The following is an 11,773-nucleotide window of genomic DNA, read 5'->3' as shown; positions in this document are numbered from 1 at the left end:
CTATGTCCGACAAAAAGGATACTCAATTTTATCAAGAAGTATTAGACATCTGTCTAACAGCTGGCCGACTCATGATTGAAGGCGGAAGCGAAATGTACCGTGTCGAAGACACGATGATGAGAATTGCCAAAAATGCGGGGTTGATGATCCGCGTGTTTTTGCGACGCCGACCTGTGTGTTCATGAGCCTTGATGGTGGCGATTTATCGCAGATGAAGCAGATTCGCGATCGTAATATCAATTTGGAATTGGTGGACCGGGTTAATAATTTATCGCGTAAATTTGCGGCGAAAAAAATAGATCTGCCGGAATTGCGCCAACAGATCATTCAGGTAGCCAATGCGCCGTCTTTCCCTATGTGGATGCAGGTTGTAGGAGCTGCGGTTCTTAGTGCGACCTTGATGGTACTCTTTATGGATGACTATGACTGGATTGACTTTCCAGGGGCAGCCTTGGTTGGTGCGGTCGGCTTTTGGGCTTACTGCGAGTTTAAAAAATACACTAAAGTCCGCTTTTTGTCGGAATTAATTGCCGCAATGGTCATGGGCCTTCTTGCGCTCGGACTGAATTATCTCGATCACGAAATGATCATCGACAACATTTTGATCGGGGCTTTGATGACCTTGGTGCCGGGCCTAGCTTTAACTAATGCCTTGCGTGACCTCTTTATGGGCGATCTGCTTTCAGGCATCGTGAGAATGTTTGAAGCATCGCTGAGTGCCTTGGCCCTTGGCGGCGGTGTCGGTTTAGTGCTTAAGTTTGTGGGGGCTTAAAAATGCCATTTTGGTTAGAAATAGTAATTAATGTCGTCTTTTCTTATTTGGCCTCTGTGGGCTTTGCCTTAACGATCAACGTACCACACCGCGCTTTGAACTTTTCAGGTATTAGCGGAGTAGTGGGCTGGATGACTTACTGGTTCTGTTTTCGTGCAGGAATGGGCAGAATGGTGTCGAATTTACTCGGAGCATTTTTGATCGGTATCTTGAGTTTGTATTTGGCCCGGATTAAAAAATGCCCAGTAACGGTGTTTAACATTCCAGCATTGGTGCCGTTGGTGCCGGGGATGCCTGCTTATCAAGCAGTTCGTGCTTTCGTAGTAGGCGACTATCGCCATGGTCAAGAATTGATCTTGCGGGTAGCCATCGTCACAGGCGCAATTGGTATTGGCTTTTTACTTTCAACAATGTGTATTGAAGCCTTTTATAAATTAAAATATCGTCGTTTTAAGAAGTGGCAACTGTACATAAAAAAGAAAAGGTAGTATACTTTCCAATTGACGAGTCGATTAATGAACGCGAGATGCGTATATTTATGAGATAGAGGACATCCGCCTTAAGTGGCAGACGCGGGAAGCGTCGATGTTGGGCACACTGATGTGAACAGTTTAAATGCCCACATATGCTTATGCATGTGCCTTGAGTAAAAAGGACCAAGCTTTTGCTTGGTCCTTTTTGTATTATCTAATATATAAAGCTTGCCTTCCTTGCTGGTTGTAGCTAGCTTGCAAGTTCTTCCAATTAACAGGCTGATTCTTATAGCCATAAGGGTTGTTCACGTAGACAACTTTTTTCGGCTTACTATAGCCGGTAATCACGCAAGCGTGCGAAGATGGTGTAACGTTTACTTTGCCCGTATTGGTATCCCACGTTTGCATATCATTAACTCGGTTAAAAGTGGTCGTGGTGATGATCAACACAGGGTGGCCGATTGAAACCAGCTTGAGCAGGCTCAAAAAATCGCTTCCTGTGATGTTTTCGATGTGCGTAGTATATTTACGCGCAACGTTATAAAGCGGGCCGTTATAAACGCACCAGCCGGCGTTGGCGATCGACATATGACCGACAAAGCCTGGTTAGGATTACCGCGATATTTACCACCATCAGTGAAGAAATCGACGTGCTGGATATTTTCGGCCAGCTCATTTTTATTAACCTTGATGCCATAGTAATTCATGAGCATGGACAAACTAGTGACCTCGCAGCCATTAGGTAAATCCGGCATCTGGTTCTCCAGTGGAACGTCCAGCTTCTGTTCCTGCTTCATGGTCATCCAGTCGACTTCATTGTCAATTTTATTTTTGTTAAAAAGATAAATAGAACCTATAATAAGAATTATTGCTGTTGGAATAATCCAAAATAGGTTTTTGAGATTGAATTTTTTCTTATGCATAATCTATAATCCACATTCTAGCAAAATCCATTAAAAAGATGACAAAAAATTTTTTTGTAGTATGTTGTTAGTAAGACTAACAAAAAAGGATAGTTTATTTTGAAGATTAATTTAAAAGATTTAAACGATAAAATTGAAACTCAAGATTACATTCAAGATCTTGAAACAGTAAAATACGCCGACATCAGTAAATCCAAAAGTAAAATCAAGCCTTATGCCGAAAAGATGGTCAAGGAAGTTGTAGCCGCATTTAAGCATGATTCATTAGTGCAAACGCAACTTGCAGTAACTGGTCAACGTCCCGTTACCTTTGCACTTGAGACTAACATCATCAATTTGCCTTATGCCAACTACAAGAAGATTGCCAACTTCTTTGAAGAAGGGCAAGAATATGACTTGAATGTTTACTTTGAAACTCGTTCAGAATACGTCAATGCTTCTCACTTCAGAATCGACCAATTGACCACTGAAGAAGAAATTGAAAAGGATAGTTCAGCCGTAGTTGATAAACTTGTTGATGCCATTATCGAAAAGATCAAGGTAGTCCGCGAATACAAGAAGTCGGAAAAGAAGACCGAAACTAAAGCTAAGACTACCAAGTCTACTACTAAGAAAAAGACGACTACCAAAAAGAAAACTACAACTAAAAAGAAGTAGAGAAAGACCCAGGAAAATTAATTCCTGGGCATTTTTTTATTTGATCTCTTTAAATTTAGTTAGCGAATGGTTGTTGGTGTAGAAGAAGAAGTCTTCAAAGACTGCACTCTTAATTACACCCTTTTCAATAACTGGATTGATTGTGTTGGCAGTATCTGGATAACGAGCAGAAAAACCTAAGTTGAGGTAGGCCTTGTTGACGCTGTAGTAGAGATAGTGCTTAACGTCGTCTGCCCAACCGGTACCTTTGTACGTCAGCTCGATGTGTTTTTCTTCGTTGGCTACTAGCTTGCTGTATAAATCGTCGATCCATTTTCTCAGATCTTTTTGTTCCTGCTTGCCTAACTTGGCATAGCCTAAACGGAACTTATAGCCAGGGTAGATGCCACTAAATGATGTACCACGTAAAGCCAACTTCAAGATTTCAGCGGTTCTGATCATCTTACCCTCACCGAATAAATAAAGCGGAGCATAAAAGCCGCTGTGGTAAAGGGCCGTCTCCAAAATAACGTTTGCTGCCTTCTTTTGAAGAGCATCCCCACTTTGGTAAATCTCATTCAACAGGTGAATCTTCTTTTGCAAATAAGGATTGTTGTCAGCCCACGCTAAAGTCTTCTTAACTTCTTCAGCGTCGCTTAATTCGTACAGTACATAGCTGTAACCCTTGTTAGCAATTGATTCCAAATATTGCAATGCATTCAGCACAGCTACTTCTTCCGGCGTAATAGCGTCAGGCTTTAACTGATCAATCCCGTTTCTCATTTGTAAGCCGGATGAAAATGACAGCGCTCCAAACGCATGAAGCACAGCCTCTTGCACCGGCTTATCCAATTGTAAAAATTCTTTTTTATCTTCTCTTACTGGAACATGCTGCGGTTCCCAAATGATATCATTGAGCCGCGCCCATGCGGACCGATCAACCCGATCCTCCATATCGTTCCAGTTGATTGCTTTATAATATTTTTTCATGCTTAGTCTCTATAATTACTCAAAAAGCTGATATTTCCATGTAATTCTTTAGGCTTTTGTACCTTCTTGGTGCTCTGACCCGAAGAAAGATCATGAACAATCTTGCGTACATTTCTCACATCTTCGTCGGTACCACTGAATTCTAGTAGATACAGTATTGGCACGTTCAAAGTTGCTGCGATCTTCTTAGCGGTTTGAGCGAAAAGGTCGTTGAAGTTACGGTTGCCACAACCAATAATTCCTATAATGTTCTTTTTATTGTCTTTATATGTTAAAAAATTAACGACAGAATCCATCATGAAGTCCTGATATGCGGGAACAACAAGTATGTAATGCTCTCCCATATCGTACTTAGGACTGGCATCGCTGATTTGATGGGCATCTAATCCCGTTTTATCAATAAAACGTTTCGTTTGCCCGGTTATTGAATAAAATGCAATTGCTACCATATTTTTACCTAATAAATCTAATGTACTTATGAATATCATCTCACCTGTAAGCAAAGTATTCAATATATCTGCTATTCAAATTTTTAATAAATTCACCTATAATTAAAAGCAAGGAGGACGACGCAATGTTTAGTTGGAACATTATTGGGATCTTGATTTGGGTCGCAATTATTCTTTATTTAGTTTTTATCGTCCAGAATATCCGTCAACGGCGGATCAAGATGATTATCAAACAGCATAAACGCTTTACTTGGCCAAACTTTTTAATTAACGTAGTTGAAGTTGTTGTATTGCTAGTGACAGCTGGCTGGATGTTCAATCAGACTTTTATGGACAATCCGGATTTGGAGGATGCTAACCGCATTACTTCAACCATTAAGTATGAACCATTGATTATGAGAACTGGTTCGGGCAATTCAAGCTACGTAACCATCAACTCTGATAAGAGAAAGAACGGTTCACAGACATATACTTTCTATCGTGCAGGAAGCAAGATTACGGCATCAAGTGACTATGCTTCAATTGCATACGGCAACACTGCACTTGATGTGGATGCCGAGAAGATCCCTTACGTTAAGAAGGATCTGACGAAGATGGATAAGGAATACCAACGTGCTTATGTTGCTATTTATACGGCATTTTATAAGAAAAACTGGCAAAACGGGATAGGGATGCACGCAGGCATTTAGCTACGCGCTACTACTTGATCCGTGTACCAGATCAGAGCTTTATTAAGCAAAAATAGGCAAAAAAAAACTAGATCAGTTAGTTGCTGATCTAGTTTATTTTTTTAGTCTTCTTTTTTAATCTCACCGAGCATCCCGCCTTCGACAAAGGCCAAGATAAAGCTGGCGGTTAAGAAGTCCATCACGTTGCCTGAAAGAAATGCCGCCAAGAGCATGAAGGCAATGGACAAAAGCATCGAACTAATGAGGTATGTCTGCAGTTGTTTATTCATTAGCCACTTGATCAAAGCATAGAGCATGATCACGACGTAAGGACCGATAAACAGTAGCATGCCGACCCAACCAAGGGAATAGACCTGACTGGTAAAATCACGCTCTAGATTGAAGATATTGGTTTCTCTGGTGTAAGAAATGCCGAATACCTTGTCGAGCTTATTATTGTTGGTTTTAATCACCTGATCCAGCATCGCCTTTTCGACGTGGCGGTTTTGCATCCGTGAAGTGCCTGGTTCGTTCATGATCTTGAGCCAGAATTCTGGATCGTATTTATATGGATAGCTCTTGGTGACAAACTTTTTGTTTAAAGCATAATCTTGATAGTGCTCGCCAATGAAGTTGGTCAAAAATTCCTTGCGCTTTTGACCACTAGGATACTTCTTAAGACCTTCAGCCAATTCTTCTTTATCTTGGGTCAAACTGTTGTCGGATTGTTGAGCCAAGTATTTTTCGTAGTTGTAACGTTGAATGGCTGGGCCAAAGGGGATGATTGCTAGCGTTCCCACTTCAATGGCCAGAGCTACGATAATTGCCTTCCAATTTTTCTTAACGTCTTTAACGATAAATAAATGGAAAACGTAGAGCAAAATGCCTGCGCCAATCCCGCCGATCAAACCAATTAGTGCAACTTTTGTACCAAGTTCGATCATGGCTAAAGCTTGCACCACGTTTAATGTCACAGTCTTCCAATTAAAGTGGCTGAACATGAAGTAGAGCATGAGTGGCACTAACATGAAGAGCACAGCTGAAACCATGTTGGCGAAGTTGAAGAAACCTTTGGAAGCCATGTGTGAATAGCCGATGTTGGGGTTAACGAACCACTCGAAGATATTAGCACTGATGAAGCCGGTCTCATAACTTCTCAGCGAGATTACGAAGAGGTTGCTAATGACAATCGTGAATGAGAAAAGTCCGCTGATGCCCTCGATTATGTGTCTAAACTGCTCTCTGGTGAATTCAAGCTCTCTAGTAAAGAAGATCACCAATAATGGCAAAACCATTCTAATTAGATAGAAGATTTCGCTGACAGTTGAGTAATTGTAATCGTTAGGGTTCACGCTGTTGAAGTGGCGCACGTGAGTCAAGTGCAAAACCGAGTAGACGATTAATAATGCTAGATAAACGATCAACCATTTTTCTTTTCCCAGTTTTTGCCAGTTTTGTTTTTGACTAAAAAACATGCAGAAGATGACAAAAACAGCCAGGATTCTAATAATTGTTGGCAAAGTGAATGGCAAGACGTCAGCCAGTTTGCCGTTATAGAACCAGTACAAGTCCAAAAATGGTTGAATCAGAATGAACCAAAAAAGGACGGTTCTTGTTTTTTCTTTCATTTTTTCTCCTTGTAAATTAAATTTCTTTTTAATTTTAGGCAAAAAAATAAACCACGTAAACAAGTACGTGGCTTATTTTACAAATTTGAATTATTTCTTGTCTTTAGAAGACTTCTCGTCGTCCTTCTCATCGTCCTTCTTGGCAATCTTTTCTACCTTAACTTCGTTAGTTGAAGCAATCTTGCTGTTCTTGGCAGCACGAGCAGCCTTTAAGTTTTTGAAGTTGACTACGATCTTGTTGTTCAAGTCGCTGACTGAAGTTGCGTCAATGGGATCGTATGAAGTGATAGCTAAGAGTGCAGAATTTTCGTAAATTTTTTCAACTTTGCCTTGGAATGGCTTCTTAAGTTCTTCTTCTGACTTAGCGCCAACGATTGCGCCAACTTTTACGTCTGCTTTTTTCATTATTTATATTTTCCTTTCCAAATGAAAAGTCTTAGTCTTTTTTGACAGTAGAATGTTAATATATAAAAGCAACATTTTCAAGTGGGGGATATTCTTTTGAAAAAAATAATTTTAATTGCGGGACCAAGTGGTGCTGGCAAGACGACCATTTCCGATTATTTAAATGAAAAATATGACATTCCGCGCGTGTTAACGCACACTACGCGGCCAATGCGTTCAGGTGAAAAGCAGAATGTGTCATATCACTTTGAAACAGATGATTCATTTAAGAAATTACACTTCTTTGAACATGTAAAATATGGTTCATATCAATACGGTTCAAGTCGTGAAGCATTAAACCTCGCTTGGGAAAAACACGACCTTGTGTCATTAATTGTCGATATTCAAGGCGTGTATTCTTACATTAAACAATTAGGTGACAAAGTTTATTTCTTATATGTCACAACTACAACCAAAGATGAGCTGAAAGAACGTTTGCTCAAGCGTGGCGACGATCCTGAAAAAATCAGGGAACGCCTCAGCGGGAGCGAATTAAACCTATTACCAGCTGATTTAAAGCAGTACGCTCATGTAATTGTTAACGATGATCTTAACAAAACGAAAAGCACGCTAAACTCAATCGTATCAAGGCTTCAGGAAGATTAGCTGCTCCTTTTTTACAGATTATTTCTTATTCTGCAATGTTTCTTAACGCGATGGTAGTTTTTTTGAAACATTCATGTAACATTCGAACGTTATTATATAAAACGTCAGCTGATCCGAGAGATCACTAAATAAAAGAATTTAAAAACTAAGAATAAAAAATGATTTTTAAGGAGAAATAAATTTTGAGTTTTAAACGTACTTTGGTTAAATACACAGCAGCTTTATCAATTTTCTTTACAGGTCTTGCAACTGTTAATGTTCCTGCAGCAACTGTTCACGCTGACGACATTAACACTACTACTGTAGATACTGACAATTCTACTTCTGATATCGAAACAACTACTCCAGCAGATTCTTCAGTTAAGAAGACTTCAGCAGCTGACCAAAAGCGTAATGCAGTTGTTAAGCTTGCTAAGAAGCAAGTTGGTAAGCCTTACATCTGGGGTGCAACTGGTCCTTCAGGTTTCGATTGCTCAGGTTTAACTACCTACGTTTTCAAGAACGCAATTAACAAGACTTTGCCAAGAACTACCTACGGTCAAATCACTTTAGGTAAGTCAGTAGCACTTTCAACTAAGAAGCTTAAGAAGGGTGACTTGTTATTCTGGGGTAACTCACACGTAGCTATCTACATTGGTAATGGTAAGTACGTTCACGCTCCAGCTCCTGGTCAAAACGTTAGGATCCAAACTTTGGGTTCATTCATGCCTTCATCAGCTAAGCGTGTTATCGACTAAAACCAAATAAAATTATATTTCTCAAAAATCTATTCAAGAAAAGAGTTGGATAAAAAATCCAGCTCTTTTTTTAGTCAAATTTACGAAAGCGCTTTTTTATTAAGTTAGTATTACTTTTGTAACGGTTCTGTAACATGAGGATATTATCATGGACGTTGTAAATACATTAAATAAGTTTAAAGATTTTCCGAAAAAACGCATTTTCGTTACCAAATTTAAAAAATCTGACAACTTGATTAAAACTAACAGACATATATAGGAGCATTTGATGAATATTAAGAGCAATTTTGTAAAAGTTACTGCAGCTGCTGCTTTAACTCTGACCGGTGTAGCTACAGTAAGTGCTGTTAAGCCAGATTCAACTACTGCTAAAGTTCAAGCTGCTACTACTAAAGTAAAGATCAACTACGTTCCAGGTTACGGTGTAAACATCTGGGACAACTACAACCGTGGTCACTTCACAGGTCAACGTGCACAACACGGCACCACCTGGAATGTCCTTGATCAAAAGACCGACAAGAAGGGTCGTGTTTGGTACCAAGTTGGTGAAAACCAATGGATCATGCTCAATACACCACTCCAGAAGGTAACTCAGTAGCAACTAAGATGACTACTACTAAGGCAGTTACAATTCAAACAACTGCAACTGCTGCTAAGCCAAAGAAGGCTAAGAAGTCAGTTCAAGCAACTGGGGATGCATCAGCTATTGTTACTTTAGCTGAAGCACAACTTGGTAAGAACTACGTATGGGGCGGTACCGGTGCCAACGGTTTTGACTGTTCAGGTCTTACTTCATACGTTTACTCAAAGGCTGCTGGTGTGAACATCGGTAGAACTACTTACGACCAAGTTAAGCAAGGTACTTCAGTTTCAATGAAGAACTTGCAACCAGGTGACTTACTTTTCTGGGGCTCAGTAAGTGCTCCATACCACGTAGGTATTTATATTGGTAACAATCAATACATCCACGCTGCAACTCCAGGTCAAGGCGTTATCAAGCAAAGCTTGAGCAGCTACTTCTATCCAAGTGCAGCTAAGCGTATTTTGAACTAATCGAAAATTGAATATAAGAATTAAGCGAATCACACAATTTGTGGTTCGCTTTTTTTGCGTTTATAAGACTATTTGAATAGTTACGTTTGCGATTTTTAATTACACATGTGATAATGAAGACGTTATCAAGTAGTAAAAGTGGGATAGTTTTCGCTACCAAGGGGATTGAATTATGTCGAAACATAAATTGTTTAAGTTGGGAGCGGCTGCGGCACTATCTGTTACAGGCGTTTCTGCGATTACATCACTGAAAACCGTTCGAGCAGCCAATTTTACTGCTGTTAAACGTGTCAAAATTAGTTACTTGCCGGGCAAGAGTCTGAATATTTGGACAAATTATGAAAATGGTAAGTTCATGGGCTATCGTGCAAAAGACGGTTCCGTTTGGAATGTGGCTGAGACCGCGGTCGATAGCAAGGGTAGCTTGTGGTACAAAGTTGGTACGCGTGAATGGATTGAAGCGCGTTACACTGTTGACGTTAATGAAGAAACGCCAGTTAAGACTGCGGCTAAAACTACCAAGAAAAAGTCGGCAGTTGTTAACTTAGCTAATAAAGTTAAGCAGGCTACGCAAAAGAAAAAGACTACTAAGGCAGACAAAGTCAAAAAGGCTAACCAAATCGTTAATGAAACGGTTAAAAAGACCATAGCTAAGAAGAAAACTGATAATAAGATTTCATCAGTTCAAGCTTCAAGTAGAGCTGCAGCTGTTGTTGCGCTCGCTAAGGAGCAAGTTGGTAAGCCTTACGTCTGGGGTGCTACCGGACCAGATAAGTTTGACTGCTCTGGTTTAGTACAGTACGTTTATCAACATGCGGCCGGAATTAACTTGCCACGTACGACCTACGATCAAGTTAAGGTCGGTCAAACTGTTCCTCTCGACCAATTGCAAGCGGGCGACTTGGTCTTCTGGGGTTCTGAAACGGTTCCATATCACGTTGCGATTTATATTGGCAATAATCAATATGTTAATTCCGCAACGCCAGATCAAGGTACGATTTTGCAAAATATGTCGAGTTATTATACTCCTACGATTGCTAAGAGAATTTTATAGAAATGTAAAGCCATCCTAGTTAAAGGATGGCTTTTGTTATTGCATAAATTTATTAATAATTGCTTATGATTCTAAGAATTGGATGATAACTGCTAAATCAGTTATCGTTTTTTATGCTAAAAAATAACAATTTTTGCAAATTTTAAATTGCTTTAAAAGGCGCTAATATAAGCAATTGCTTAATAAATAACTTTTGATTTTATAAAATAAAGCATCTACAATAGAGGTAGGACAGTAATAAGGAGGATGAGTAAGATGCTATCTAAGAACAACTTCAACGAAAAACTTAGACAAATGGATAATCAGAGGGATCACTTCTCAATTCGTAAGTTGACCATTGGTGCCGCTTCAGTATTGATCGGAATCAGCTTCATGGGATTCGGCGGCCAAGCGGTACACGCTGACGAGGTAACAAATACTCAACCTGCAGTAGAACAAGTTTCTAAGGAAACTACTACAGATTCTACACAACAAAATAATGACGCACAAAAAGATGCTGCCACTGCTCAAAAGACAGAAGTAGCAACTGATTCACAAGCTAATAATACTAAAGAAAGTGCTCAACTAGTAAAGCCTATAACTGAAGCTGATGTTAAGGCAACTACAGAAAGTCAAAAGGCTGAGATAGCTGATAAAACTAATGAAGTAAAACCTTCTGATACTCAAGTTCAAGAGAAGCAAAAGGAGCAAACTTCAGAAGTAAAAACTCCTGACACTACTTCAGATAAGGATGAGCAAAAGTCAGATCAAACTCAAAGTTTAGTTGTTGATAAAAAGGCTACAGAAAATACACAAGCTGCTACAGATATAGCTGCAGAAAAGGTGAAAAAGACTGTTCAACTTCAAGCAAAGATTCAAGCACTCATTGCTCTTCCTGCAGAAAGTGAGAGTCAATTCAACGTTGACGATTGGAATGGCAGTCTCAATAACACAACTCATGAGTACACTTTGGACAACTACCACGGCGATAATAAAAATATCTACATTCCAAACACCCAGGACTTTATTAATGCCGGCAGAATTTCAAGTGATGACAAGGTTTATATCACTAAGGATTTAATGAAATCCATCACTAGCAATGGTGCAGTTAACATCACAGTTGATGATCAAGGTGAAAAGAATAAGGTCTATGCTAAGGGCGATTGGAATCATGCATTTAGTGGCTACACAACTCATTTACAGCATGTAGATTTGAGCCATGTTGATACTAGTGGCGTAACTAATATGAATAATTTGTTCTCGGGAAGCCACGATCTACAGAGTGTAAACTTCAGGGGCTGTGATTTAAGCAACGTAACTGATACAAGCTATATGTTTGCTTATGTTGGTGGAAAGATAGA

The 11,773-nt window shown here is 39.6% G+C and carries 10 protein-coding genes and 4 pseudogenes; 9 read left to right on the top strand and 5 right to left on the bottom strand.

Annotated features, from left to right (window positions below):
* Positions 1-2: 2 nt before the first annotated feature.
* Both JCM1039_RS10005 and JCM1039_RS00070 read left to right on the top strand, forming a co-directional pair.
* Positions 3-772, top strand: a pseudogene (locus JCM1039_RS10005) (threonine/serine exporter family protein).
* A gap of 2 nt (positions 773-774) precedes the next feature.
* Entirely contained in the window at positions 775-1,260 is a 486-nt protein-coding gene (locus JCM1039_RS00070; protein ID WP_025014134.1) for a threonine/serine exporter family protein, read from the top strand.
* Between the two features lie 195 nt (positions 1,261-1,455).
* Here JCM1039_RS00070 and JCM1039_RS10000 read toward each other — a convergent pair.
* Positions 1,456-2,168 (bottom strand): annotated as a pseudogene (locus JCM1039_RS10000) (C39 family peptidase).
* Between the two features lie 99 nt (positions 2,169-2,267).
* On the opposite strand from JCM1039_RS10000, the gene JCM1039_RS00060 reads away from it, so the two are divergent.
* Positions 2,268-2,825, top strand: coding sequence for a hypothetical protein (locus JCM1039_RS00060; protein WP_025014133.1), 558 nt, complete (start codon positions 2,268-2,270; stop codon positions 2,823-2,825).
* Positions 2,826-2,861: 36 nt separating this feature from the next.
* Here the strand turns inward: JCM1039_RS00060 and JCM1039_RS00055 are convergent, their stop codons facing one another.
* Positions 2,862-3,794, bottom strand: a complete 933-nt coding sequence (locus JCM1039_RS00055; protein WP_025014132.1) for a ribonucleotide-diphosphate reductase subunit beta — start codon at positions 3,792-3,794, stop codon at positions 2,862-2,864.
* A gap of 2 nt (positions 3,795-3,796) precedes the next feature.
* The gene (gene nrdI, locus JCM1039_RS00050) at positions 3,797-4,243 is read right to left on the bottom strand and encodes a class Ib ribonucleoside-diphosphate reductase assembly flavoprotein NrdI (RefSeq protein WP_025014131.1); all 447 of its coding nucleotides are present in this window, start codon (positions 4,241-4,243) and stop codon (positions 3,797-3,799) included.
* Between the two features lie 125 nt (positions 4,244-4,368).
* Here nrdI and JCM1039_RS09995 point away from each other — a divergent pair.
* Positions 4,369-4,988, top strand: a pseudogene (locus JCM1039_RS09995) (LVIS_2131 family protein).
* 45 nt (positions 4,989-5,033) lie between these two features.
* Here the strand turns inward: JCM1039_RS09995 and JCM1039_RS00040 are convergent.
* Together JCM1039_RS00040 and JCM1039_RS00035 are read right to left on the bottom strand one after the other, a co-directional pair.
* Entirely contained in the window at positions 5,034-6,539 is a 1,506-nt protein-coding gene (locus JCM1039_RS00040) for an O-antigen ligase family protein (protein ID WP_025014130.1), read from the bottom strand.
* 90 nt (positions 6,540-6,629) lie between these two features.
* Positions 6,630-6,944 (bottom strand): DUF2187 family protein, encoded by a 315-nt coding sequence (locus JCM1039_RS00035; RefSeq protein WP_025014129.1) that lies wholly within the window; start codon positions 6,942-6,944, stop codon positions 6,630-6,632.
* A 96-nt stretch (positions 6,945-7,040) separates the two neighbouring features.
* Here JCM1039_RS00035 and JCM1039_RS00030 point away from each other — a divergent pair, with 96 nt between their 5' ends.
* The 5 genes and pseudogenes from JCM1039_RS00030 to JCM1039_RS00005 all read left to right on the top strand — a co-directional run.
* Positions 7,041-7,589, top strand: coding sequence for a guanylate kinase (locus tag JCM1039_RS00030; RefSeq protein WP_025014128.1), 549 nt, complete (start codon positions 7,041-7,043; stop codon positions 7,587-7,589).
* Between the two features lie 182 nt (positions 7,590-7,771).
* Positions 7,772-8,326 carry a C40 family peptidase gene (locus JCM1039_RS00025; RefSeq protein WP_025014127.1) on the top strand — a complete coding sequence of 185 codons (555 nt, stop codon included), beginning with the start codon at positions 7,772-7,774 and terminating at the stop codon, positions 8,324-8,326.
* A gap of 268 nt (positions 8,327-8,594) precedes the next feature.
* A pseudogene (locus JCM1039_RS09990) lies at positions 8,595-9,379 on the top strand (C40 family peptidase).
* A 172-nt stretch (positions 9,380-9,551) separates the two neighbouring features.
* Positions 9,552-10,433, top strand: coding sequence for a C40 family peptidase (locus JCM1039_RS00010; RefSeq protein WP_025014126.1), 882 nt, complete (start codon positions 9,552-9,554; stop codon positions 10,431-10,433).
* Positions 10,434-10,679: 246 nt separating this feature from the next.
* On the top strand, positions 10,680-11,773 hold a 1,094-nt coding region (locus JCM1039_RS00005), incomplete at its 3' end, for a YSIRK-type signal peptide-containing protein (protein WP_155831073.1).

It is taken from the genome of Lactobacillus kitasatonis DSM 16761 = JCM 1039 (genome assembly GCF_000615285.1).
Lineage (GTDB): Bacteria > Bacillota > Bacilli > Lactobacillales > Lactobacillaceae > Lactobacillus > Lactobacillus kitasatonis.
The sequence above is the reverse complement of the archived record's forward strand: the minus strand, read 5'-3'. Positions and strand labels throughout refer to the sequence as shown.

Excerpts from the sequence above, each read along its gene's own strand:
- JCM1039_RS00070 (WP_025014134.1), top strand. The coding sequence starts at position 775 with ATGCCATTTTGGTTAGAAATAGTAATTAATGTCGTCTTTTCTTATTTG.
- JCM1039_RS00055 (WP_025014132.1), bottom strand. The coding sequence starts at position 3,794 with ATGAAAAAATATTATAAAGCAATCAACTGGAACGATATGGAGGATCGG.
- nrdI (WP_025014131.1), bottom strand. The coding sequence starts at position 4,243 with ATGGTAGCAATTGCATTTTATTCAATAACCGGGCAAACGAAACGTTTT.
- JCM1039_RS00040 (WP_025014130.1), bottom strand. The coding sequence starts at position 6,539 with ATGAAAGAAAAAACAAGAACCGTCCTTTTTTGGTTCATTCTGATTCAA.
- JCM1039_RS00035 (WP_025014129.1), bottom strand. The coding sequence starts at position 6,944 with ATGAAAAAAGCAGACGTAAAAGTTGGCGCAATCGTTGGCGCTAAGTCA.
- JCM1039_RS00010 (WP_025014126.1), top strand. The coding sequence starts at position 9,552 with ATGTCGAAACATAAATTGTTTAAGTTGGGAGCGGCTGCGGCACTATCT.